We start from the raw sequence: 24,054 nt of genomic DNA on the forward strand, positions 1-24,054 counted from the left end.
TGAGGCCTAAATTGTTAAAGCGGATAACCAAATCACTGATGGTTGCCCGGCCAATATTTAAAGCCTGAGAGATTTGCCTGTCGCTTAGTCTGGCCTCAAATTTAAGACGGAATATATCCAGATAAGTTTGCATATCTGTCCTTACCATTTTCTTTTTACGTGTCATGACTACTCCGGCAAACAGTTAAAAAACTGTTATGCCAAAGTCCGTAAAACGAAGGAAGAACAAACTGGCCGGACGATACCGAAACAGGTGGCCGGATAAGGCCGAAATCAGTGGCCGGATGATACCGAAATGGGTGGCCGACTCATGCCGAAATCGCTGGCCGGATCATCCCGAAATACGCATCATTGGCACACGATCTGCGAAAAGACATCAAGGAACTTTGTTTGTCTCAGCACAGATGAATTCCAATAAAGAGCGCCGACTTTGTCGATCAGACTTGTTAAATGCTATACCTTCCGACACACGAATCGACAAAGCCTCGGCCAAAGCCTGTAAAGCTATATTGCCCGCTTTTATAAGAAACTCTATCTAGTTGCGAATTTACACTGCATATTTCTTTTACTTTCTCTGATAAGAAAATTCTTTCATGCTCTTCCTTTGGGAAAGAAGTACCTGATGTTGGAGTTAGCAGGCCCAACCGTTTTAAGTTGGAGAAATACATAACCGAGTTTTCGGGGTTATCGCAATCAGCGTCTTCACAGATTAGGTTTACTTCCGCTGTAGTTGATGTGATTCCAAAGTTACTATCCTCCGAATCTTGTTGGACTATATCAATCGTTGGTGCATGACCTTTTCTATGCTTTTCTTTATTAAACATAAACCGAAGGATCCTAGCTTCATCCGGCTGGAGCTGCTTGATTATTTCGATGTACGCCGGATGAGCAATCCCCGAAGTTTTCTTGTCTAGGCTTGCCGATATTAGATTTGAAAAAAGGCGCTGTATTTCATCTTCATTTATTGCAAATCTGGCCTCATTCAGAGCCTGAAGAGCAACCCTTGGTCGATCGAATGAAATTTGCTCAGGTGCTAATAATGCCAGATTCTCAGCAGTCATCCGCAAGACGCTTGTGACCGCGTGAACGCTATCTTCTACAAGGAAAATTCCCGAATTTACCATTCTGGCAATGGAGACTAATCCCTTTGATAATTCTTTAGAAAAAGGGCTCAGAGCATCTTCATAAACCGGAATAGCGAGCTTTTCGGCTATCGCTTTCACGCTCTCATCTATCATCATGTCTCCAGTGCATTTAACGCACGCAGTACCGGGCAATTTGGAGCGCAGCGGAAAATTAATCCGTTTGCTTGCTTTTGTTATACAAAATCTCTACCGCATTCTCTTTATACAGTCTTGAATGTACCTAAAAACGGTATACATTGCATTAACAATGGCGGTTGCTTCAGGGACATCTAGCAAGTCATTCACATGTGCGAGGCTCGCCTTATTTCTAAGCGTAGAAAAGGCGTCAATTGACGCGGCAAAAGAATTAAGAACTCTGGTAACTTCATCAGCCCTATGACCTGACGCTTGTAATGCCGGATGAAACTGTCGAAGTTGTTTGAACGCTTTTGATGCCGTAGGGTCGTTGGGTAGATCAATTTGATTGTCGATACAAAGTTGCACCAAATATCCATGGAGAGCAGTATGAGCACGATCAATTGCGCTTGACGAATCCACCGTGCCGATTAATGCCTTCGCGTCTCCCAAAGCCCTCATCACCGAAGTCGAAATAGATTCACTGAATTCTGGCGCAGCAACACTGCCTGCTGTTTGAGTGAGCTGATCATCAACAATTTGATAATGGTCTTGGTTCTTAAGCAGAATCTGATTGATATTTTGTACTGTTGGTACAGTAGCGCCACTATGCTCCAGTTCCTCTAAAGCCTCATAGACAGCAGCTATAAAATTCGGAGCATCCTTTGCCGCATTTTGAGCCTGACTGGACATGTCAGACTCAGCCCAGTCAATAGAAGAACTGCGGGCGTAATAATCACCAGAAACTTTGCAAAAGTGTTGTTTAAATACTTCTATTATTCCTTGCCGACTCATTCCCCCTGATACTCTTCTTATCAATGAAATAAAATCATCTACAGACTGTTCACTGAGTGGAGTCGTTGATCCCATGGGAAATCTAAGTTCACTTGCCATTTGAAGCGGCATCAATTGCTCCCCATTTTTTATAACGCATTGCTAGTAGGCTGCTACAGCGCAGCGTACACAGTCCCGTGGAGGGCACGTTGTGTGTGGCAGGAATTAAATTAAGCAACTTGCCAAGCATTAGTGTTTATTACCTGAACTAGCGGGAGGTTTATTAAGTGGACGAATTTCGACAGCAACATCCTCAAGATCCTCTGGAGGATAACCAGAAAAAAACGAAGAAATACCACGAGTTTTTGCTTGGTGGTAATTTGCCTGGACGTCTGGTCGATACTGAACAATCTGCTCTTCATCTAGCAAAAGTTCGCGTTCTACCTCGATTACTTCCCAAGCGTAATCCATAAGGTATGAAAGCGCTTTAATTTCGGCGGCACCCCGCGATGATTCAAAGACCCAAATATCTGCGTGAGCACCACCAACTTTACCGTATTCAGGAGAGCCTTTTGTTGGCTTTACGTGGTAAACAAAAACGTATACTTCCATGTTTCCTCCTGATGCCTAACGCTCGCCATAAACGGCGCGAGGAACGAGCGTCCGACCGTAGGGAGCGAATTTAATGGTTTTGTTAGCTCTTGACTCGAATACGGCCTTTCTCATCTTCAACGCCGTGCTTACCTTTAGGAATAGCAACCATGCGGCCGTCACGGCCTTCCAAACCATGTCCTCCGGGGGAGATTCCGACCATTCTCCCGTCACGGCCTTGAAGACCATGCCCACCTTTAGGTATGTAAGCCATACGACCATCGCGCCCCTCTAAGCCATGACCACCGGCTCGAATAGCCACCATTCTTCCATCTCGGCCTTGCAAGCCATGACCACCTTTTGGGATTGCGACCATATGACCATCACGTCCCTGAAGGCCGTGACCACCATCAGGAATGGTTACTGCCTTTCCATCCCTGCCTGTAAGTTTATGTGGCATAAATTTGTCCTCTGTGGAGCTAACAATTTAATAGAAGGCTTTGTGCCCGCAAGTAGAAATTTTTTCTGCCACCTTTCATGATTTTTACTAATACCAAATTAACGTTGATGTACCTCTAATTCAATAAATTTTTCTGAAATGAGTAAACTTTTGAATCCGACAAAATTTATACAGGTAGTACGCTAATTGTTCTTAAATTTACTCAAGCGATATATCTGGCAATTTAACCAGTAGTTGGAGTTAATAAATGAAGTAATTAGCGAAGGTTTGTCACCATGAGGGATGTCAGGTTTTAGCACTTAGCCACCAGCCAGGCAAAGGGATCTCGGGTAGCCAGCTTGAAATTAATAACACCTATATGACACCTTTCGACAAGCTATCAGCAGATACTGAGGCTTCTTTCTAAAATGGCTTTAAGAGCAGGTATATCAGCTTGCGGCTGATAATGAGCAGCTCAAAAGCATCTAGTTCAGCATAATCACATTTTCTGAAAAGAAAAATTTTTCTTTAGCATTTCATCACTCGAGCGAGATTGGAGTTTTGAATGAGGCTAAGCAGTACCGCCCAACTACTGGTGAAACAGTTTGACGGCTATCTAAACCTGGATGCAGGAGTTGTTGCGACGAAATTTTTCGGCGTGGCACTGAAAACAGCGCGTGCAATACCGGAATTCAGGACGCTGGTTAATAGCCAACTAACTATCAATGTCGCGGATCTGGCCAACCTTATTGATGCTAACCGCAGATTAAAACTGAGAGATGACGATATGAACGCACAACAAATACTTGAATTTGGACTGATGACAGAACACGGTACAGCCGTAATACCACTGGAAGTGGTATCAGATAAATACCTGAACATGAGCCACAAATCGGCCCAGGCAAAATTCAATACCGGCGAGCTAAAACGGTTGGGACTGAACGCATTCCGGCTTAATACCTCACAAAAAGCTCCTATTTTGGTTTTGGTAACCGATCTGGCTGAGTTTGTGCTTACCCGCAGAAAGATCACCATCGCCGCTTAGAACGCCACTGGCGTGGTTTCCCATGCCCCCACTCACTTGTATCTATACTCTCAATGCCTGACAAGTTCGGGCATTCTCCATTTGCCATAGCCAAGCACATTGCCAACGGCTGAATGTCTCAGTAAGCTTGCCTCTGCATGCTCAATTATGCACAAATCTTCCCCCTGCTAAGTCTGATAAAAACATAAAGGCCATCACGAGGATGGCCTTTATAAGAGACTTTACTTTGCCTGATTTATCCGTATATTGCTTTATTGCTACAAGCGTGGGGGACTGAACCACCACAAAATTGCGCACCAGATTACCTATAAATCTTTATAAAACAATAACCTGCCTTAAGCCACCTCTCCAGTCCAGCATAGGGGCAATCGAAAAGCGATGATCGAGGGCAAGCTGGCCAACACCGGCGCCAATACTCGATTTTACCGGGTTTTGATTAGCTTGTTTTTCAGTCATTTTCCGCTATTTCCAGTCATTTATTAATTGCACCTGCCCCATATCTCTATACAGTTAAAGGACATCAAGGTGAAGCGCTAGTATACCGCGTATCACGGACCTTTGGCAGCCTGCCCGACAGTAAGCGTTGCTATAACGCTCGAAATTGGGCGTCAAATTCAGCACTTGCCTAACGGATTGCGACTGCCGGGCTTTGGTCCGGGTTTATGCATACCCTTCTTCCGCGAAAAAACTCAATCACAAATCGTGACCATATCTCAAAATGGTTACTCGTTGTCAATCTTTTATGCAGAGGATACACTATTGGCTATCAGTTTAATTACTACAGACAGCATGACGTTATGGGTAACGAAATGAGTAACGGAACGAGCAACGAAAATACCTATCCTGTATCAAGCCGGGGACCGGCCGACCACGATGTGCGGGATCAAATTCTGCATGCGGCTACAGAGCATTTCAGCCAGTATGGTTATGTAAAAACTACGGTTTCTGATCTGGCCAAAGCTATTGGTTTTTCAAAAGCCTATATCTATAAGTTCTTCCCTTCTAAACAGGTTATTGGCGAGATGATCTGTGCCAACTGCCTGCGTGAAATCGAAGCTGAGGTACGTGCAGCTATTGATGAAGCAGAGCGACCGCCGGAAAAACTGCGGCGAATGTTCAAAGCGATTGTTGAAGCCAGCGTTCGCTTATTTTTCCGCGATCAGAAGCTGTATGAGATTGCCGCCTCCGCGGCGTCTGAACGTTGGCAAGCTGCACTTGCTTACGAGGAGCGCATGCAGCAGTTACTGCAGGATGTGTTGCAGCAAGGTCGGTTAAGCGGAGATTTTGAGCGTAAAACCCCGCTTGATGAAACGGTTATGGCTATTTATCTGGTGATAAGACCTTATCTTAATCCACTGCTATTGCAACACAGTTTTGATCATGCCAGTGATGCATCTGCGCAGTTATCCAGTTTGGTACTGCGCAGCCTTTCACCATAAATTTTACAGTGACCATTGACTAATTTGGTCACATGAATAAAAATAACTCCCCTGATCCAGTCGTCAAGGGGGCTTTATATGTATCGGCGTTACCTCGTTTCACTTACTGTTTTATCTGCGTTGCCACTGGTATTGCTTGGCTGTGGTGAAACATCCCCGGCCGATCCGCGCCTTGCTGCGCCACTGGTGCGTACTGTTATTGTTGAGGAAGCATCGGCCGGGTCCCGGACATTTAGCGGTGTTGTCGCCGCACGGGTGCAAAGTGACCTTGGCTTTCGTGTCTCCGGCAAGGTGCTGGAGCGGTTAGTGGATACCGGCCAAACCGTCAAACGCGGTCAGCCACTGCTGCGTATTGACCCTGTCGACTTGCAACTCGCCGCGCTGGCTCAGCAGCAAGCAGTAGCGGCCGCACGGGCACAAGCCATGCAGGCCGCAGCAGATGAAGTCCGTTATCGTGGCCTGCGCGGAACCGGCGCAATATCCGACTCGTCCTACGATCAGGCTAAAGCCGCGTCCGATGCCGCTCAGGCACAACTCAGTGCCGCCGAAGCTCAGGCTAAAGTGGCACTGAACGCCACTGCCTATACCGACTTAGTCGCTGATGCCGATGGCGTAGTGATGGAAACCCTGGCTGAGCCGGGGCAGGTTGTTAATGCCGGCCAGACTGTAGTACGGCTGGCCCATGCTGGCTCCCGTGAGGCTATTATCCGCTTACCGGAAACCCTGCGACCTGTACCGGGTTCTGCCGCCCACGCCACGCTGTTCGGTAATGGTGGCCACAGCGTGGCGGCCACCCTGCGGCAACTGTCTGACGTCGCCGATCCGTTAACCCGTACCTTCGAGGCACGATATGTGCTGCAGGGTGCACCGGCTGACATCCCGCTGGGTACCACCGTTAGTATCCGGCTGGCAGATGAGCATGGCTCCCAACCCAATGATGTTGCCAATGGTGTAGTGCAGGTGCCAATCGGTGCGCTGTTTGACGCTGGCAAGGGTGCTGGCGTATGGGCTGTTAGTGGCGAACCGGCCACGGTTTCATGGCGACCGGTACAGGTGCAACATCTGACTGATGACAGCGCGCGTATCAGCGGGCAACTGCAGCCCGGCGAGCTTATCGTTGCACTTGGTGCCCACTTGCTGCGCGAAGGCGAGCAGGTCCGGCTGGCGCATCAGACGGTAACAACTGCGGTCAAAGGAGCTCAGCCATGAGTGAAGGCCGTTTTAATCTCTCTGCAATAGCGGTACGTGAGCGTGCTGTTACCTTGTTTTTGATCGTGCTGATCTCGTTGGCAGGCATCATTGCCTTTTCTAAATTGGGGCGGGCCGAAGATCCGGCCTTTACCATTAAGGTCATGACCATTATCACTGCCTGGCCCGGGGCTACAGCGCAGGAGATGCAGGACCAGGTAGCAGAAAAGCTCGAAAAACGCATGCAGGAACTGCGCTGGTATGACCGTACAGAAACCTACACCAGACCGGGTTTAGCTTTCACAACATTGACCTTGCTCGATACGACACCGCCTGCTGAAGTGCAGCAGGAGTTCTATCAGGCCCGCAAAAAAATCAGTGATGAGGCCGCTAACCTGCCCTCCGGCGTGATCGGCCCTATGGTCAACGACGAATACGCCGACGTGACCTTTGCCCTGTTTGCGCTGAAAGCCAAAGGCGAACCGCAGCGTTTGCTGGTGCGCGAGGCTGAGACGCTGCGCCAGCGGCTGCTGCACGTACCCGGCGTCAAGAAGGTCAACATCGTCGGTGAACAGGCCGAACGCATTTATATTGAGTTCTCGCATGAACGTCTGGCCACGCTGGGTGTTAGCCCGCAGCAGGTATTCGCCGCACTGAATAACCAAAATGCCCTGACACCGGCAGGCTCGGTGGAAACCAGAGGACCGGAGGTGTTTATCCGGCTGGATGGCGCCTTTGACGAATTGCAGAACATTCGCGATACACCGGTGATGGCGCAAGGCCGCAGCCTGAAATTATCAGACATTGCTACGGTCACGCGCGGCTATGAAGACCCGGCAACCTTTATGGTACGTAATGGCGGCGAGCCGGCCCTGCTGCTGGGCATTATTATGCGCGACGGTTGGAATGGACTCGATCTCGGTAAGGCACTGGGCAGCGAGGTTGCTGCGATTAACAGCGAACTGCCGCTGGGCATGAGCCTGAGCAAGGTTACGGATCAGGCGGTCAATATCAGTTCGGCGGTCGATGAGTTTATGGTTAAGTTTTTTGTCGCCTTACTGGTCGTGATGCTGGTGTGCTTCGTTAGTATGGGCTGGCGCGTGGGCGTAGTGGTTGCCGCCGCAGTGCCACTCACCCTGGCGATAGTGTTTATGCTGATGCTTGCGAGTGGCAAGAACTTCGACCGCATTACCCTGGGGTCGTTGATCCTGGCACTGGGTTTATTGGTAGACGATGCCATCATCGCCATTGAAATGATGGTGGTAAAAATGGAAGAAGGCTACAGCCGCATTGCCGCTTCGGCCTATGCCTGGAGCCATACCGCAGCGCCGATGTTATCGGGCACGCTGATCACGGCTGTTGGTTTTATGCCCAATGGCTTCGCCCGCTCCTCCGCCGGTGAATACACCAGCAATATGTTTTGGATCGTAGGTATTGCGCTAACGGCATCCTGGCTGGTGGCTGTGGTATTTACGCCTTACCTGGGTGTAAAAATGCTGCCCGACTTCAAAAAAGTTGCCGGCGGTCATGACACTATCTATAACACCGCGCACTATAACCGCTTTCGCAAACTGCTGGGACTTGTCATCTCGCGCAAATGGCTGGTCGCAGGTGCAGTGATAGGCTTGTTCGTGCTGTCAGTCATAGGCATGGCAGTGGTTAAGAAGCAATTCTTCCCGATATCCGACCGCCCGGAAGTGCTGGTTGAGTTGCAAATGCCCTACGGCAGCGCCATTACGCAAACCAGTGCCGCCACAGAGAAAGTGGAGGTCTGGCTGGCGCAACAAGCGGAAGCCAAAATTGTTACCGCTTATGTTGGCCAGGGCGCGCCCCGTTTCTTCTTCTCAGTCGGTCCTGAACTGCCGGATCCGTCCTTTGCGAAAATAGTGGTACGCACTGACAACCAGCATGAACGTGAGGCACTAAAACACCGGCTACGGCAAGCTATCGCTGACGGGCTCGCCTCTGAGGCACAGGTACGCGTCACCCAGCTGGTATTTGGCCCTTATTCGCCGTTTCCGGTGGCTTACCGGGTTAGCGGCCCGGATCCTGATACGTTGCGCAGTATCGCAGCAGAGGTGGAGCAGGTGATGGCGGCCAGCCCGATGATGCGCACAGTTAATACCGACTGGGGCAGCCGCACGCCTACGCTGCATTTCACGTTGGATCAGGACAGATTACAGGCCGTCGGCCTCACCTCCAGCGCAGTAGCGCAGCAACTGCAATTCTTGTTAAGTGGTGTACCGGTTACTACTGTGCGTGAAGATATTCGCACCGTACAGGTGGTCGCGCGCTCAGCCGGCGACACCCGGCTCGATCCGGCCAGAATTGCCGATTTCACCCTGGCGGGTGCCGACGGCCAGCGTATCCCGCTGGCACAAGTGGGAGAGGTTAAGGTGCGGATGGAAGAGCCTGTTATGCGCCGGCGCGATCGCATGCCAACCATCACAGTGCGCGGCGACATCGCCGAAGACTTACAGCCGCCGGATGTATCTACCGCTATTACTGTGCAGTTGCAGTCGATTATACAGGCGCTGCCCAAGGGCTATCACATTGCAGAAGCAGGTTCTATTGAAGAATCCGGCAAGGCGATGACAGCAATGCTGCCCATCTTCCCTATTATGCTGGCCATTACCTTACTGATCATCATTTTGCAGGTGCGTTCTATCCCGGCAATGATCATGGTATTTCTGACCAGTCCTTTGGGCTTGATTGGTGTGGTGCCAATACTGCTGTTATTCCAGCAGCCATTTGGCATTAATGCACTGGTGGGTTTAATTGCGCTGTCCGGCATCCTGATGCGCAATACGCTGATCCTGATTGGCCAAATAGACCACAATCAACAGGCTGGGCTGGCCCCGTTCCACGCCGTGGTCGAGGCTACTGTGCAGCGGGCACGGCCGGTTATCTTAACGGCGCTGGCCGCTATTCTGGCGTTCATCCCGCTCACTTATTCCGTGTTTTGGGGCACGCTCGCTTACACGCTGATCGGCGGCACCTTCGCCGGAACAGTGATAACGCTGGTATTTCTGCCAGCCATGTATGCCATCTGGTTCAAAATAAAACCCGGGCAGGGCAACTAAAGCACAATTAAGCCTGATTCAATAAGGCCGGTAGCTAGCCAAAGCTAACTACGGCCTTTTATATAGTGTTACTTCATATCCGGCAGGTTACGGCCGTAGAAAATCTCGCGCATTTCGCGAAACACTTTTTTGCTGATTGTTTTTTGCTCTTCCGGCGTCATTGAATCTTTGCCCATACCAAACAGGTAGTTATTCAAATCAGCTTCTTTTAGCATCATCTTGGTGTGGAACAGGTTTTCCTGATACACGTTAACGTCAATCATCTGGAAGGCACGTTTGGTGTCTTCGTCCATAAAGTTCTGAATAGAGCTGATAGGGTGATCGATATAATGCTTGGTGCCGCTGACATCACGGGTAAAACCACGTACGCGGTAGTCGATAGTAACTATGTCAGATTCAAAGCTGTGGATCAGGAAGTTCAGTGCTTTCAGTGGCGATATAATACCGCAGGTAGAAACCTCGATATCGGCACGGAAAGTACAGATGCCATCATGCGGATGGATTTCCGGATAGGTATGCACGCAAATATGGCTTTTATCCAGATGTGCCACAACGGCATCAGGCCGCGGCCCCGGGTTTTCTGAGTTGTCCGGATCAACCAGTACCGGCTCTTCACTTACCAGTATGGTAACGCTGGCGCCTTGCGGATCATAATCCTGCCGTGCCACATTCAGAATGTTAGCACCGATTATATCAGTGACTTCAGTCAGAATATCCGTCAACCGATCGGCATTATATTGCTCGTCGATATATTCGATGTATTCCTGCCGGTGTTGCTCAGTTTTGGCATAACAAATGTCATAAAGGCTGAAACTCAGGCTTTTTGTCAGGTTATTAAAACCGTGTAGTTTCAATTTTTCAAAAGGCTTAACCACTTAACATTGTCTCCGCTAAAAAACCGGTTACCGGTTTTGACTAATTTACTGCTGTTATTCTGCTGCCGGCGTAAGCTCAGCAGCTACAACACTGAATGAATGTGTTACGGCTACGCTGCCGGATAACATAATGGATACCGAACAATATTTATCTGCCGATAACTGCACTGCCCGCTCTACCTGCTTTTCACTGAGGTTAACCCCGGTTACGGCAAAATGCAGATGCAATTTGGTAAATACTTTAGGTACGGTGTCGGCGCGCTCGGCACTTAGCTTAACTTCACAATCAAGCACCTGCTGGCGGGATTTTTTTAAAATACTGACAACATCAACAGATGAGCAGGCACCTGCGGCCATCAGCACCATTTCCATCGGGCTGGGGGCGGTACTGTCATCTTTATTGCCGTCGAATACCACTGCATGACCACTACCAGAGCGGCCAATAAAGGTGTTGTTATCGTGCCATTTAACCGTTGCTTCCATCACAAACCCCAGCCAGAAAAAGGAGGCCGACATTCTACGTAAAAGCTGCTCAGGTATCTAGCACATTTGCAGTAAGGTGTGGCGTTAATCCATCAGATCGGCGATGGCAGTATCGAACAGGTTTTTGATTAGCAGAGAGATTTCATTGATAAGTTCAGCCTGCTGGCGGGTGGCTTTTTTATCCAGCACACTGGCAAGCACCTCCTGAAAGTCATACATAATGCCGTCAACTTCACGGATAATCATGCTGCGGTGGTTCATTTCCAGCTCAGTGTGCTGGGTGCAAAGCGTGATAATTTGCTCTGCAATAGACTCTTCCAGTAAGGCACCAATAGTCTTATCTGTATCACCCGAGCCGGTTTGCTCAAACAGCGACAAATGCTCTGTCAGAAACTGGATCAAATGCTCGTATCCGGGTTTATCTGTGACCATGGGCTGTTTACACCTAACTGTTGGCAAGAGATGCATTAAGTATGCGTTATTTAAGCAAATACTGCAGCAGAAAACAAATCGGGGCGTTAGCCCCGATAAGATTTATTTACTGCCAGACTTAAAAAGCCAGACCCGGCGATAATTGCTCTGGCAATACCACCTGCTCCAGTTCCACAGACGCCACCGGATAAGCACAGTAATCTGCGGCATAAAACGCACTGGCTCTGTGATTGCCGCTTGAACCCACACCGCCAAAAGGTGCGGCTGAACTGGCACCGGTAATTGGCCGGTTCCAGTTAACAATACCGGCGCGGATACGGCGGAAGAAATGCTGATATAACTCAGCGCTGTCACTTAACAGCCCGGCAGATAAACCAAACTGGGTATTGTTAGCCGCATCAATCGCCTGATCAAAATCAGTGAAACGAAATACTTTTAACAAGGGGCCAAAATGCTCATCATCCGGATAATCGGTTATATTGCTGCATTCGATAATGCCCGGGCTCACCAAAGCGGTGTTAACATCAATATGCTGCATTTCAACCAGCACCTTCCCACCCAATTCAACTAACTGCTGCTGCACAGCCAGCATACCTTTAGCTGCGGCAACAGAAATCATTGAACCCATAAAAGGCTGCTCGGCGGCGTCATACACACCGACCTTGATATTACGGGTTACTTCAAGCAGGCGCGCCAGAATGGCATCGCCCTGTGCATTAGCCGGTAAAAACAATTTACGGGCGCAGGTACAACGCTGGCCGGCAGAAATAAAAGCCGACTGAATAATATCGTGCACTGCGGCATCAATATTAGCGACATCCTGGACAATCAGCGGGTTATTGCCGCCCATTTCCAGCGCCAGAATTTTATCCGGCCGGCCGGCAAACTGTTGGTGCAGGTAATGGCCGGTGCGGGAGCTGCCGGTAAAGAAAATACCATCAATACCATTGTGGCCGGCAATCGCCTTACCGGTATCTACTTCGCCTTGCAGTAAAGCAATAACGCCAGCAGGTAAACCGGCCTGCTGCCATAGTTTTACCGTTTCCTCTGCCACTTTCGGCGTTAACTCTGAGGGTTTAAACACCACGGCATTACCTGCCAGCAAGGCCGGTACTATGTGGCCATTGGGTAAGTGGCCGGGAAAATTATAAGGCCCGAATACCGCTACTACGCCATGCGGTTTATGCCGCACAAAAGCCCGGCCCTGCGGCATGGGGTTTTCTTTGGTGCCGGTGCGCTCCTGATAAGCCCGTACAGAGATATCAATTTTACCAATCATGGCCGCCACTTCGGTGCGGGCTTCCCAGAGTGCCTTACCGGTTTCGCTGGCAATAGTCAGTGCCATCGCTTCTTTATTTTCGCTAAGTTGCTCAGCAAACTTTTTTACCACAGCAACACGCTCATCAAAGCTTAAACCTGCCCAGTCATATTGCGCTTTACGTGCCACCTGCACCGCAGTATCTACCTGAGCCGCAGTTGCCGCCTGGCCTTGCCATACCTGCGTATTTTTTACCGGGTCCAGTGAAGTAAACTCTTTACCTTCACCACCAAGCCATTGATTATTAATAAACTGTACTGCGTGATTCATATCTCTCCCCTATTAAATTCTGGTAACCCGAACCCAGTCGCCCGCGTTTACCCGCAGTGCGGCGGCCACATCAGCCGGCAGGGTTACCTCTGCGCTGTGTTCGTTTACGTCAAGTGCCAGCCAGGTAGCCCGGAAGTCTACAACGCTGGTATTACATATCAGATAAGGCTGGCCGTTACTGACATCGCCCAGCCGCACTTGCAGGCGCTGGCTGTTGCGCACTGAGCGGATATGTTCCACTCTGGCTTCTACTGTAGGGCCGGCATCAAAAATATCGACATAACCACGATGCGAAAACCCCTCTGACTGCAGCAATGCCAGCGCCGGTTTGGTTTTATCATGTACCCGGCCAATAACCGCTTGCGCCTGTTTGCTCAGCAGGCTGACATAAATCGGATACTTAGGCATCAGTTCTGCGATAAACACCTTCTGGCCTATGCCAGTCAGATAATCTGCGGTGGGGAAATCCAGCGAGAAAAAATGCTCCTGCAACCACTGCCAGAATGGCGAGCTGCCGTCGGAGTTAGAAATGCCGCGCATTTCGGCGATCACTCTGTCGGAAAAACGCTGCGGGAATTCAGCCATAAACAAAAAACGCATTTTTGACAGCAAACGGCCATTGTTTTTCTCGCGGCGGCTTTCACGCAAAAATAACGTGCATAATTCACTAACGCCAGTGTAATCATTACACAGGGTTAATATATCAGCTGTTTTATACACCCCGAGCGAACGTGAGCTGTGTACCACCTTGCCCAGGTGGTAATGATAAAACGCATCATCCAGCCCCACAGCCGCTTCCAATGCGCTGGTGCCACACACCTCACCGGTGAGCGTATCCTCCAGTACAAACAGATAGCCTTCATCTCCCGGCGAGCTGACCACTTTGTTAAATGACTGCTCCGAGCGGCTTATTTTGCGCATCAAGAGTTCATCATTTACCGGTAACGAGGTAAAACCATGTCCAGACTCAACCGCAATGCTATACAGCGCCGGGTAATCATCCGCACGGATTGGGCGAATCACCATCATCGTCGCTACTCCACTTTTACTTTATCGTTTTCGGGGCTCTAAGGCCCCTTAGCTTCATTTTTGCAGTCTTGGTGCTGCTTAATAGTCGTGTCAGAACAGCAGTGTCCTGATAGTAGTGTCAGGCATTAACTACCTGTTTTACCGCCTGTTCAAAACGCTGCATTCCTGCCGTAATATCTTCTGGTGTAATAACCAGTGATGGCGCAAACCGCACGACATCGGGGCCTGCTACCAGCGCCATTAAACCTTGATCTGCCGCCGCCAGGAAAAACTCGCGCGAGCGACCTTTGTATTGCTCATTTAATATCGCCCCCAGCAACATACCTTTGCCGCGTATTTCGCTGAATACCTGGTATTTTTCATTAATGGCAGCAAGCTGTTGGCGGCATAATTGCTCATTGCTTAATACCTGCGCCATCACTTCCGGCTGGTTTACCGTTTCCAGCACCGCCTCTGCCACAGCACAAGCCAGCGGGTTACCGCCATAAGTGCTGCCATGGGTGCCTACTTTCAGGTGCGATGCTATATCGTCAGTGGTAAGCATAGCGCCAATAGGAAAACCACCGCCTAATGATTTTGCCGTGGTAAGAATATCCGGCGTTACGCCATAGTGCATATACGCATACAGCTTACCGGTGCGGCCTACGCCGGTTTGCACTTCGTCCATAATCAACAATGCATTGTGTTGGTTACATAAATCACGTACGCCCTGCAGAAATTCAGCAGTAGCAGGAATAATCCCGCCCTCGCCCTGAATAGGCTCCAGCACAACTGCGCAGGTATTGTCAGAAATTAACGCTTTAACGCTATCAAGGTTATTAAACTCGCCGTGCAATACCGCACCGGGCTTAGGGCCAAAACCATCAGAATATGCGGCCTGACCACCTACCGTTACGGTGAAGAAAGTACGGCCGTGAAAGCTTTTATGAAAAGAAATGATCTGATCTTTATGCGCGCCGAATTTTTCCAATGCATAGCGCCGGGCTAGTTTAAAAGCCGCTTCGTTAGCCTCAGCACCGGAGTTAGCAAAATAGACTTTGTCAGCAAAAGTAGCGTTAACCAATGCACTAGCTAACCGCAGTGCCGGCTCGTTCGTCATCACATTGCTTAAATGCCACAGCTTGTCGGCCTGCTGTTTTAATGCGCTAACCAGAGCCGGGTGGCAATGCCCCAGGCTGCTTACGGCAATACCACCAGCAAAATCAATGTATTCGCGCCCTTGCTGATCCCACACCCGCGAACCTGCACCTTTTACCGGAATAATATTGGCAGGAGCGTAGTTAGGTACCATCACTTCATCAAACAGAGCACGGTTTACTTGCGTTTGGCCAGTCATTTTGTTTTCCTTTTTTATTCCGCTTCAGTTAGCCCGTTACACAGCCAGAACATAGCTGGCGGTGATATAAGTTTGGCGCATTATTGCAGATTTAACAGCCCTTGTCTTGTGTGCCAACAGCAAGCAAACCCAGAAAGCATAAGGCCTGCAGATAGATTTGCATAGGATGTGAATAAGTAAGCACTGCGCTACCAGCCGCAAAAAGAACGCTGGTTTTGCCGCCAGACTCTACACCAAGCGCTGCCTTAAGCGCGGGCGATGAAAATAGCTGCGCTATAACTTTGCATGTTTATGGCTGATATTTTTATTACAGCTGCGCTTTTATAACTCAATACCTAAACGTTTTAGGTTGGTTCTGGCCAGAATATCCTGACTGTCGCTGCTTAACTGTACCGCTGCAAACCAATTACTGGTTTCCTGCTCTGATATCTGCTGACTCTTGCGCAGCGTTTGCCACTGCACATAGGTTTGCGCCTGCAATACCAACCTGGCCAGAGGGCTGCAACCGGCAAAACCTGCACCTTCAGCCAGTTGATCCAGCGTCTGGCATAGCGGTAATGTACTTAACTGCCAGCGCGAAGCGATGTCTGCACTGAGTACCGCCGCAAACTCTGCCAGGCTTTCACACAAAAAGCTGGCATCGGCTTCAAGTTGATCCAGTGTATTGGTAAGCTGCGTATCGCGATTTTCTCTGGCATGCAGCAGTTGCTGCTGGCGTACCTGCAGGTAAGTACGCAGGTAGTTACGAATAACTACGGCATGGCCGGTGGTATGAAACAAGCCGGCACAAAACGCATTGTAAGGATGTTCGGCACTATTCTCTGCTAACGCACGCGCGGCAATGGCAACAGCCAGCGTGTACTCCCACAACCGGCTTTTTAACGGCGTAAAAGGGTCGGTTGAATGCGGTATCATCCGGCGCATAGCATATACCGGTATAATCAGCTGCAAACTTTCAACACCTAAAAAACGTAGCGCGGTTTTAATATCTTTGATCATCGCACCCGATGCGGTGCGGTTACGGTACTGCGGCTGATTAACCAGCCGTAATAGCTCTTCTTTTAACCAGGGTACTTTTGATACCAGCGGGTCCAGCTTGTTAACGGTTACCACTTTGTCGCTTAGCAAATCCAACACCGGAAAAAATGCTTCGCCCGGGTCAAACAACGACGCCATCACCTGTTCAATATTGTGCAATTTGCGTAGTAGCTCATCAGCCACTTCATCATGCAAATGCACCTGAGCAAACTCAGTAAACTGGGCTTTAGCCTGCTCGCCGGCCTCGCGTAGCTGTTGGGCCTGCGCTTCCACGGCCAGCAAAGTACGCTGCGTATCCATCTGCCCCGCCCGGATTTGATAACCGAGACGTTTTTTTTGTGGGTTTACCCCAACTAACTGATCAAAAAAGCGCTGCACCATCACATCTGCAAAAGACACTAAATGCTCCATCTGAATTCGGTGACAGTTGTCATGCGCACTGCCTGCTGCCAATACTGCAACCGGACTCTGGCAGAGTCAAGCCAGCTGGGTTAGCCCGGCTGCGCCAGGGTTAAAAAATTAGCTAACAGCTGTTTACCCTGCTGGCTGAGAATAGCCTCCGGATGAAACTGCACACCGTGTAATGCCAGCCCAGGGTGCATTAAACCCATAATGTCGGCTGTTTCCTGGCTGGCATCATCTGTCCAGGCCGTTTGTACCAGCTCGGTGGGCAGGCTGTGTTTGTCTACCACTAAAGAGTGGTAGCGCGTTACATCAAGTGGATTGGCCAGGCCATGAAATACCGACTGATTATTGTGCCGCACCAGCGAATTTTTACCATGCATAACCTGACGGGCCCGTACCACGCGGCCACCAAATACCTGTGCAATAGCCTGATGGCCCAGGCAAACCCCCAGGATAGGAATTTTGCCGGCAAACTGCTCAATAGCCGCTAATGACACGCCAGCATCATCGGGAGTTTTCGGGCCGGGAGAGATAACAATATGGTCCGGCGCCAGTTTCGCTATCTGCGCCACGCTAATATCATCGTTGCGCCGCACCATAACCTGCTGGCCTAATGCAGCAAAATACTGCACCAGGTTATAAGTAAAAGAGTCGTAATTATCGATCATCAGCAGCATTCGGCCGTCCCTGCTTTGTAAGCCTATAGCGAATAACGGGCTATTTTGCCATAAGCGACGGCTTTTTGCTGCGCTGCTAAAGCGCAACAGTCGGGTTTGGATATTTTTACAGCAGTTCATTGACAGGCTATTAATCATACAATAGGATGATTAATAGTTCGTACAATAGCACGAATAATAAAAACACATATAAAAACGCCTCCATTGTCAGTTTTCTCTGGCCAGGAAGGCAATAACATAAGTGACAAGGGGAGTTATGCTCATGTTTAAACCTTCGGTTTTAAGCAGTGCTGTCGCCATGGCGATAACATTGTCTGCCCATCCGTTATACGCTCAGCAAAGCAGTGACGACACCACAGTATCGCCAGATGAGGTTGAAGTTATTCTGGTAAAAGGCATTCGTGGCAGCCTGGCCCGTTCAGTTGATTTGAAACGGGAAAACATGCAAATCGTCGATTCAATTATCTCGGAAGATATCGGTAAATTTCCCGATAACAACGTAGTAGAAGCCCTGCAACGTTTATCCGGGGTACAGGTAACAGACCGCGGTGCCGGTGAAGTTACCACCGTGTCTATCCGCGGCTTAAACGACGTTACCACCACCGTTAATGGCCGCAATATTTTTACTGCCTCTGGCCGTTCAGTGGCACTGGCTGATATTCCTGCCAGCTTGCTAAACCGGGTAGATGTGTATAAAACCCGCTCTGCCAGCCTGATAGAAACCGGTATCGCCGGCCAGATTGATATTCATACCCAGCGCCCGTTTGATTTTGATACCAGTAAGCTGGTCGTTGCCGGCCGCGGTATCCACTCAGATCAAGCCGATAAAACTGACCCGAATATCAGTGCGTTATTCAGCAATAACTGGGATATTGGCGATAGCCGCTTTGGCGCGCTGATTAACCTGTCTTATGCTGAAACGCATTATCGCGATCAAAGCGTTACTGCCGGCGCTATGATGCCGTTTGCCACCAATAACCCACCGGCCGGCTGGGCGCCGTACGAAATTATTCGCAGCACTGATGGCCGGGCCTCAGAGAACCCGATCTGGCAACCGGGCTTAGAAGCCGGTTTACCCTTTGCACCGGGCTCTACCTTTGATGTTAATGGCGTACCTACCGAATATTTACTGTCGCGTGATGCCGTGTTTGCCAGCGATCTGACCGGTAAACGCGAGCGCCCGGCAGTAAATGTGGCTTTTCAGTTTGCGCCAAACGATACCTCTGAATACATTTTTGAAGCGTTTTATAATGGCTTTCGCAATGAATCTTATAACTCGTTGTTGTTTTCCTTTGTCGACTGGTGGGGCAACTTAGGCGATAACCCGGATATCAGCCTGTTCGAAGGCACCAATATTATTAAATCCCGCACTGTTGGTTCGCCGTATATGTTTACCAGTGGCGATTTAAGCACCGGCAAAACCGACAGCTATGTGTATGCACTGGGCGGAAAATGGCTGATTGGCGACAACCTGCAACTGCGCTCTGAAGTGGTGTATCAGGACACCCAGTACGATGAAAGCTTTTTTGCTATGCGTACTGAGCGGGTAGCAGACAGCATCACTGTCGACTTTAACAGCGGCGGCGGTCTTCCGGCTTTTCAGTTTGGCCCGGCAACCGATTTAACCGCACCGGATCAGTGGGCTATGGCTCAGCTTTATGACCAAGCCTATAGCCGTGGCGGTGATGCCCTAACCTTTACGTTAGATGCCGACTACACGCTGAATAAGAGTATTATTACCAATATCAGCTTTGGTGGCCGTTATGACAAACGTAAAGCCTCCGAAGCCCAGCTGTTGCAAGATACCGGTTTGTGTAACTCTGGCAACGCGGCATGTCAGTTAGCTACCTATGAGGGCTTGCTGCATACCAACAACGGTTTTTTTGATGGCGAATCGGATGTGCCTACCTCTTGGTTAGCTGCCAATGGCTACTATATCCGCGATAACGCCGATATGTTCCGCACTATATACAACACTGAAACCGGATCTAATCTGGCTATTGGTGATCAACGCGTATTAGCACAAACCTTCTCAGTTACCGAAACAACCACTGCGCTGTATGCGCAGGCAGATTTTGAAACTGAACTGGGTGGGCGTTTGTTCGATGGCCAGTTTGGCTTGCGCTATGTTGATGTGGATACCGATATGGCGTTTGCCGGTAATACTGCCTCAACCGGCGCCAGCAAGGTATTACCCAGCCTGATGTTACGTTACAACCTGACCGACGATTTACTGGCCCGTTTTAGCTACGGCGAAACGCTGCGCCGTCCGGGCTTTGCCCAGCTAAACCCTACTATTAACTATGTGCGCGATGTTACCAATATTGGTTATGGCACGGCAACCGGTGGCAACCCTGAGCTAAAACCAACCGAATCTAAAAACTACGATCTGTCGCTGGAATGGTATTTTGCTGAAGGCAGTACGCTGTATGCCACCGCCTTTAAGCGTGACATTGAAGGCTTTGTCGTCGATTTTCGCCGCCGGGTAATTCACGATGATGGCCAGGGCGAATATCCCTATATCCTGAACCAGCCGGATAATGCGTCAAACGGTAAACTGGATGGTTATGAGTTAGGTGTAGTGTACTTCCCCAAAGGGTTACCGGATTTACTGGATGGCATTGGTATACAAGCCAGTTACACCATACTGGATTCTTCGCAGGATATTCCGATCACCAACAGCGAAGGTACGGTAGTGGGTACCGATACCACACCATTATTCGGCGTATCGGATTCATCTTACAGCGTGGTGCTGGCTTATGAAAAAGAGCGTTTCGATATGCGGCTGTCGTATGTCTGGCGTGAAGACTTCCTCAACAACTACGAAGCGGCGCAATTTGCCAATCCGCTGGGTATATACCGTAACCCGGAAAAAAGCCTCGATTTTCAGTTAAGTTACAACGTTACCGACAACCTGATGGTAACGTTTGATGCGACCAACCTGACTAACGAAATTTTCCAGAGTTACTACGAGTATCCGTCAACGCATAACTTTGGCTCTTCGCTGTTTAGCCGAACCTTTGCGCTGGGGTTCCGTTACAGCCTGTAATCTGGCTGCACTAATACAAAAGCCCCTGCAAGTCAGGGGCTTTTGTTTATGTTAAAAAAACCGTGTCAGTTGTACCCTAACTCAACCTGCTGCTCCAGTTCAGCTTGCGGCTCAGCCGCAGGTTGTTCTGCTTCAGAGGCCGGGGCAGCAGCGTCTGGTATAGATGAAGCTGTCATTCTTATTCACCTGTGATCTGGCAGCAGAGCCTAAAGCGGCTCTGCTGCCGGGGGTTAGTTAATGGCGCGGATATGAAAGCGCTGACAAAAGCTGTCTGCGGCCAGCGGCGCCTGTTTTAATTCGGTATCATCTGCCAGCGCACAGGCCGGTACTTCCAGCACCGCTTTGCTATGCGCCGACACTAACCGCATACTGCCGTAGCTATTGGGCTGCAATAACCAGTGGCTGGCTTTGGCATCGCAGGCAGCCATCACCACCGGCGCACCTGCCGCCAGAGACTGTGCTTCTACTGCCATACAAAGCTCAGTATTACTCGCATTACGCAGCTGCAAAGTGCCTTGCTCGGTCTGGCTAAACTGCCAGTGTTGATCGGGCCGGTTTTGCCAGCCTGTCTGGCTGACTTTTGCCGCGCCAGCAGTTTGCCCGGCAGCAACGGATAGCACCTTACCACTGTGGCTACTGCTGATAGCCACCTTACCCGCCGGCAGTAACTGCCAGTCGCTGCACCCTTGCTCTGTATTACAACCCGGTATTTGCAACGCTGTATCACTGGCTTTATTGATTAATTGCCAGGCAGCTGTCTCCGTTGCCGCAAAACGCCACTGCTGGCGTACTTTATTGCGCCATGGCCCGGCTTCAGCCGCACCGTTAAGCCCAAGGCCAATATACTGGCCCTGCCGGGTCACTAAACGGTAATACTCGCCCATGGTCGGGTCTATTTTTAAAGCACTCTGTGCAGAGCAATTAACAGCCGCCGGGGCACCATCCACCACGCTCAGACATTGGCCCTGGCCGTTACGCAGTAACCAGTCAGCCCCTTGCGGCACTGCCGTTATAGGGCCGTTTTCGCCGGACGGTGCCGCTATTACCTGGCCTTCCGGTACCGGCTGGCCAAAATTTGGCGTGCCGTCATCATGCCAGCTAAACGGCTGCGCCCGTAACGAGCGGGTCGCACTGCAGCCATCGGTTGCTTTATTGTTACCATGGTAAACCAGCCAGTCTTCTTTATTGTCCGGCGATTTAAAAAAGCCGTTATGGCCAGGGCCATAAACGCCATTAGCGCGTTCAAATACCGGTTTATCGTATTTTGTCCAGTCTGCCGGGTTAAGCGGGTCATCGCCGGTCAGTTCCAGCAAACCCAGTTTGTAATCGGGTGTGTCACAGTAACTGGCTGAATACACCACAAAGGTGCGACCGTTACGTTTTAACACTTCGGCGCCTTCATTCACTTTACGGCCGGATATTTCCCACGGCAGCTCTGGCCTGGACAGCACTACTCTGGGCCCGGTAATCGTCCAGGGGTTAACCATTTCGGCAATCCAGTTTAGTTGCTCATCACCCTGCCATTCTGACCATAACAAATATAATTTGCCGTTGTGCTGCAAATAATTACCGTCAATATTCCAGCTATCCGGCATCGGTGAGCCTTTAAACTGATAAGGCCCCATAGGATCATCACCGGCACTTTCCAGTACCGACAAATGCTGGCCATCGAGGTTTTCCTGCTTGCCGGAGGTAAACATCATGTACCAGCGATAACCATCCGGCCCTTTGAGGCGGTGAAACTCATAAGCCCAGAAGTTACAACAGCGGGCCGGATCGGTTTCTGACCATAAATAAACCGGCGTTGCCTCTGCCAGCCCGGCCAGCGTGGGTGCTTTGCGCATAACTAACTGCGAGGTCCAGGTGGTGGTGGTCAGGTAATAATTGCCGTCAAAATATTCCAGCCAGGGATCGGCGCCATTGTTATACAGTGGGTTGGTAAAACTCTGGCCTTCATAGGCGTCACTGACCATGCTATTGCTGGCATCCGCTGTCTGATTAAGCGATTGCTGGCAGCCACTTAGTGACAGCACTATGGCGCTGGCCAGTAATGCCGGCTTAAGTATTGGTTTAATATTATGCATCTTCTATCCCCGTTTTTTGTTTGTCGCTTTATCCGCGCTATTTTTGCTCTGCTGGCAGTAATACGCTGCGATAATCATTCAGCACACTGTCACTGAGCAGTGGCCATTTGGCGTCATCCCAGCTCATTTCGGCTATTTTTAGTTTTTGTAAGCCATTATCGGCCGCTTCATAGGCATGAAACACCAGATAGTCTTTACCGTTGAAGGTGTAGGCACTGTTATGGCCCAGGCCGGGCCAGTCGTGGTTGCCTTTAAGCAGCACAGTGCCGCCGCCCTCATTTAGCGACTTACCGTCTTTATCCAGATAAGGGCCGGTAACATTTTTTGCGCGACCAACAACCAGATGATAGGTACTGTCGGCACCACGGCAGCATTTACCGTACGAGACAAACAGATAGTAATAACCATGCTGTTTAAAGATAAAAGGCGCTTCGAGCTCCCCCGGGCCGGGTTCGGCGTCATCAATAAAGGCCGGTCGCTGTGCTTTGGCAATGGTATGCCACTGCTGCGGCTGTGCCAGTGATACCAGGTCATCTGCCAGTTTTACCAGCTTTAAACCGCCCCAGAATGAACCAAAGCTCATCCAGATATCGCCGTTATCATCGGTAATAATATTCGGATCTATCGCGTTCCATAAATCGCGCTGCGGCACCGACTCCAGCACTATGCCTTTGTCCTGCCACTGGTAATCCGGGCTGCTTTTATCCAGCGTATTATTAACAGTAACGCCAATGGCCGAGGTGTTTTTGCCAAAAGCCGACACCGAGTAATACAAATAAAACTTACCGTTGTGCTGATAAATATCCGGCGCCCAGATATGGCCATCAAAGCTTGGCGCCACTTGTTTAGCCCACTGTGGTTCATCAGCAAATACGCGGCCGGCCAGTTGCCACTGCAACATATCGTCAGAGTGATAATAAGTAATACCCGGCCCGGTACTGAATAAATAAAACCGGTTGTCTTGCTGAATCATCACCGGATCATGGATACTGAGTTGTGGCAGTGTTTGTTGTTCATCTGCGCAGGCGGTTTGCCCGGTTAATAACAAGGCCAGCGCTGAAACCCTGCCTATGCCAGCCAGCCATTTTGTGGTCATTACCCCGTTTAACATCTACGCCTCCTTAAGGCTGCAGACCCCACCCCCTATAGGGGTAGATATCTGCTTTCATTTTAGTAGTATTGTATTACTATTTATCATATATTATTCGGCAGTGCAAAACTCAACCAGCCAAACTGTGGC

Annotated in this window: 20 protein-coding genes; 5 read left to right on the forward strand and 15 right to left on the reverse strand. The window is 49.9% G+C overall.

Translation table 11 applies throughout. The features are described from left to right. Positions 1-446 precede the first annotated feature (446 nt). The 4 genes from BLW68_RS08165 to BLW68_RS20930 all read right to left on the reverse strand — a co-directional run bounded on the left by BLW68_RS08165 (position 447) and on the right by BLW68_RS20930 (position 3,084). Entirely contained in the window at positions 447-1,238 is a 792-nt protein-coding gene (locus BLW68_RS08165) for a DUF4393 domain-containing protein (protein ID WP_092792189.1), read from the reverse strand. Positions 1,239-1,331: 93 nt separating this feature from the next. Beyond that, positions 1,332-2,165 carry an abortive infection family protein gene (locus BLW68_RS08170; RefSeq protein WP_092792191.1) on the reverse strand — a complete coding sequence of 278 codons (834 nt, stop codon included), beginning with the start codon at positions 2,163-2,165 and terminating at the stop codon, positions 1,332-1,334. A 117-nt stretch (positions 2,166-2,282) separates the two neighbouring features. After that, positions 2,283-2,645 (reverse strand): hypothetical protein, encoded by a 363-nt coding sequence (locus BLW68_RS08175; RefSeq protein ID WP_092792193.1) that lies wholly within the window; start codon positions 2,643-2,645, stop codon positions 2,283-2,285. Positions 2,646-2,727: 82 nt separating this feature from the next. Beyond that, a complete protein-coding gene (locus tag BLW68_RS20930) occupies positions 2,728-3,084 on the reverse strand; it encodes a hypothetical protein (RefSeq protein WP_143039936.1) in 357 nt (118 codons plus the stop codon). A gap of 544 nt (positions 3,085-3,628) precedes the next feature. Here BLW68_RS20930 and BLW68_RS08185 point away from each other — a divergent pair. Continuing rightward, positions 3,629-4,108: a pyocin activator PrtN family protein gene (locus BLW68_RS08185; RefSeq protein WP_092792197.1), complete on the forward strand. Its 480-nt coding sequence runs from the start codon at positions 3,629-3,631 to the stop codon at positions 4,106-4,108. Between the two features lie 315 nt (positions 4,109-4,423). Here BLW68_RS08185 and BLW68_RS21100 read toward each other — a convergent pair whose 3' ends face one another. Then, positions 4,424-4,564 carry a hypothetical protein gene (locus BLW68_RS21100; protein WP_177172188.1) on the reverse strand — a complete coding sequence of 47 codons (141 nt, stop codon included), beginning with the start codon at positions 4,562-4,564 and terminating at the stop codon, positions 4,424-4,426. 353 nt (positions 4,565-4,917) lie between these two features. Between BLW68_RS21100 and BLW68_RS08190 the strand changes: the two genes are divergently transcribed. From BLW68_RS08190 to BLW68_RS08200, 3 genes are all read left to right on the forward strand, one after another. After that, on the forward strand, positions 4,918-5,547 hold the full coding sequence (locus BLW68_RS08190) for a TetR/AcrR family transcriptional regulator (protein WP_092792612.1): 630 nt from the start codon (positions 4,918-4,920) through the stop codon (positions 5,545-5,547). A gap of 78 nt (positions 5,548-5,625) precedes the next feature. After that, positions 5,626-6,756 carry an efflux RND transporter periplasmic adaptor subunit gene (locus tag BLW68_RS08195; protein ID WP_092792198.1) on the forward strand — a complete coding sequence of 377 codons (1,131 nt, stop codon included), beginning with the start codon at positions 5,626-5,628 and terminating at the stop codon, positions 6,754-6,756. Further along, positions 6,753-9,818, forward strand: coding sequence for an efflux RND transporter permease subunit (locus tag BLW68_RS08200; protein ID WP_092792200.1), 3,066 nt, complete (start codon positions 6,753-6,755; stop codon positions 9,816-9,818). Before BLW68_RS08195 ends, BLW68_RS08200 begins: the two co-directional genes overlap by 4 nt. A 68-nt stretch (positions 9,819-9,886) precedes the next feature. Here the strand turns inward: BLW68_RS08200 and speD are convergent, their stop codons facing one another. From speD to BLW68_RS08240, 8 genes are all read right to left on the reverse strand, one after another. Beyond that, positions 9,887-10,693, reverse strand: a complete 807-nt coding sequence (gene speD, locus BLW68_RS08205; protein ID WP_068232775.1) for an adenosylmethionine decarboxylase — start codon at positions 10,691-10,693, stop codon at positions 9,887-9,889. Positions 10,694-10,747: 54 nt separating this feature from the next. Further along, entirely contained in the window at positions 10,748-11,176 is a 429-nt protein-coding gene (locus tag BLW68_RS08210) for an OsmC family protein (protein ID WP_092792614.1), read from the reverse strand. A gap of 84 nt (positions 11,177-11,260) precedes the next feature. After that, complete coding sequence (locus tag BLW68_RS08215) at positions 11,261-11,608, reverse strand: DUF3802 family protein (RefSeq protein ID WP_092792204.1); 348 nt, start codon at positions 11,606-11,608, stop codon at positions 11,261-11,263. 118 nt (positions 11,609-11,726) lie between these two features. Further along, positions 11,727-13,196: a succinylglutamate-semialdehyde dehydrogenase gene (gene astD, locus BLW68_RS08220; protein WP_092792206.1), complete on the reverse strand. Its 1,470-nt coding sequence runs from the start codon at positions 13,194-13,196 to the stop codon at positions 11,727-11,729. Positions 13,197-13,208: 12 nt separating this feature from the next. Then, complete coding sequence (gene astA / locus BLW68_RS08225) at positions 13,209-14,225, reverse strand: arginine N-succinyltransferase (RefSeq protein WP_092792209.1); 1,017 nt, start codon at positions 14,223-14,225, stop codon at positions 13,209-13,211. 118 nt (positions 14,226-14,343) lie between these two features. After that, complete coding sequence (locus BLW68_RS08230) at positions 14,344-15,561, reverse strand: aspartate aminotransferase family protein (RefSeq protein WP_092792212.1); 1,218 nt, start codon at positions 15,559-15,561, stop codon at positions 14,344-14,346. 321 nt (positions 15,562-15,882) lie between these two features. Continuing rightward, complete coding sequence (locus tag BLW68_RS08235) at positions 15,883-16,998, reverse strand: HDOD domain-containing protein (protein ID WP_092792616.1); 1,116 nt, start codon at positions 16,996-16,998, stop codon at positions 15,883-15,885. Positions 16,999-17,090: 92 nt separating this feature from the next. Beyond that, the gene (locus tag BLW68_RS08240; protein ID WP_092792618.1) at positions 17,091-17,681 is read right to left on the reverse strand and encodes an anthranilate synthase component II; all 591 of its coding nucleotides are present in this window, start codon (positions 17,679-17,681) and stop codon (positions 17,091-17,093) included. Between the two features lie 262 nt (positions 17,682-17,943). Here BLW68_RS08240 and BLW68_RS08245 point away from each other — a divergent pair, with 262 nt between their 5' ends. Next, positions 17,944-20,730, forward strand: a complete 2,787-nt coding sequence (locus BLW68_RS08245; RefSeq protein WP_092792215.1) for a TonB-dependent receptor — start codon at positions 17,944-17,946, stop codon at positions 20,728-20,730. A gap of 230 nt (positions 20,731-20,960) precedes the next feature. Here BLW68_RS08245 and BLW68_RS08250 read toward each other — a convergent pair whose 3' ends face one another. Further along, positions 20,961-22,814 (reverse strand): family 43 glycosylhydrolase, encoded by a 1,854-nt coding sequence (locus BLW68_RS08250; protein ID WP_092792217.1) that lies wholly within the window; start codon positions 22,812-22,814, stop codon positions 20,961-20,963. Positions 22,815-22,851: 37 nt separating this feature from the next. After that, positions 22,852-23,925, reverse strand: a complete 1,074-nt coding sequence (locus BLW68_RS08255; protein WP_218141332.1) for an arabinan endo-1,5-alpha-L-arabinosidase — start codon at positions 23,923-23,925, stop codon at positions 22,852-22,854. Positions 23,926-24,054 lie beyond the last annotated feature (129 nt).

Origin of the sequence: Rheinheimera pacifica (genome assembly GCF_900108485.1) — a bacterium.
GTDB lineage: Bacteria > Pseudomonadota > Gammaproteobacteria > Enterobacterales > Alteromonadaceae > Alishewanella > Alishewanella pacifica.

What these genes read in the sequence shown, in the direction of transcription:
- astD (WP_092792206.1), bottom strand. Translation starts at nt 13,196, where the DNA reads ATGAATCACGCAGTACAGTTTATTAATAATCAATGGCTTGGTGGTGAA.
- BLW68_RS20930 (WP_143039936.1), bottom strand. Translation starts at nt 3,084, where the DNA reads ATGCCACATAAACTTACAGGCAGGGATGGAAAGGCAGTAACCATTCCT.
- BLW68_RS08255 (WP_218141332.1), bottom strand. Translation starts at nt 23,925, where the DNA reads ATGTTAAACGGGGTAATGACCACAAAATGGCTGGCTGGCATAGGCAGG.
- BLW68_RS08170 (WP_092792191.1), bottom strand. Translation starts at nt 2,165, where the DNA reads ATGCCGCTTCAAATGGCAAGTGAACTTAGATTTCCCATGGGATCAACG.
- BLW68_RS08240 (WP_092792618.1), bottom strand. Translation starts at nt 17,681, where the DNA reads ATGCTGCTGATGATCGATAATTACGACTCTTTTACTTATAACCTGGTG.
- BLW68_RS08175 (WP_092792193.1), bottom strand. Translation starts at nt 2,645, where the DNA reads ATGGAAGTATACGTTTTTGTTTACCACGTAAAGCCAACAAAAGGCTCT.
- BLW68_RS21100 (WP_177172188.1), bottom strand. Translation starts at nt 4,564, where the DNA reads ATGACTGAAAAACAAGCTAATCAAAACCCGGTAAAATCGAGTATTGGC.
- BLW68_RS08215 (WP_092792204.1), bottom strand. Translation starts at nt 11,608, where the DNA reads ATGGTCACAGATAAACCCGGATACGAGCATTTGATCCAGTTTCTGACA.
- BLW68_RS08195 (WP_092792198.1), top strand. Translation starts at nt 5,626, where the DNA reads ATGTATCGGCGTTACCTCGTTTCACTTACTGTTTTATCTGCGTTGCCA.
- BLW68_RS08245 (WP_092792215.1), top strand. Translation starts at nt 17,944, where the DNA reads ATGTTTAAACCTTCGGTTTTAAGCAGTGCTGTCGCCATGGCGATAACA.
- BLW68_RS08250 (WP_092792217.1), bottom strand. Translation starts at nt 22,814, where the DNA reads ATGCATAATATTAAACCAATACTTAAGCCGGCATTACTGGCCAGCGCC.
- astA (WP_092792209.1), bottom strand. Translation starts at nt 14,225, where the DNA reads ATGATGGTGATTCGCCCAATCCGTGCGGATGATTACCCGGCGCTGTAT.
- BLW68_RS08200 (WP_092792200.1), top strand. Translation starts at nt 6,753, where the DNA reads ATGAGTGAAGGCCGTTTTAATCTCTCTGCAATAGCGGTACGTGAGCGT.
- BLW68_RS08190 (WP_092792612.1), top strand. Translation starts at nt 4,918, where the DNA reads ATGAGTAACGGAACGAGCAACGAAAATACCTATCCTGTATCAAGCCGG.
- BLW68_RS08185 (WP_092792197.1), top strand. Translation starts at nt 3,629, where the DNA reads ATGAGGCTAAGCAGTACCGCCCAACTACTGGTGAAACAGTTTGACGGC.
- BLW68_RS08230 (WP_092792212.1), bottom strand. Translation starts at nt 15,561, where the DNA reads ATGACTGGCCAAACGCAAGTAAACCGTGCTCTGTTTGATGAAGTGATG.
- BLW68_RS08165 (WP_092792189.1), bottom strand. Translation starts at nt 1,238, where the DNA reads ATGATAGATGAGAGCGTGAAAGCGATAGCCGAAAAGCTCGCTATTCCG.
- BLW68_RS08210 (WP_092792614.1), bottom strand. Translation starts at nt 11,176, where the DNA reads ATGGAAGCAACGGTTAAATGGCACGATAACAACACCTTTATTGGCCGC.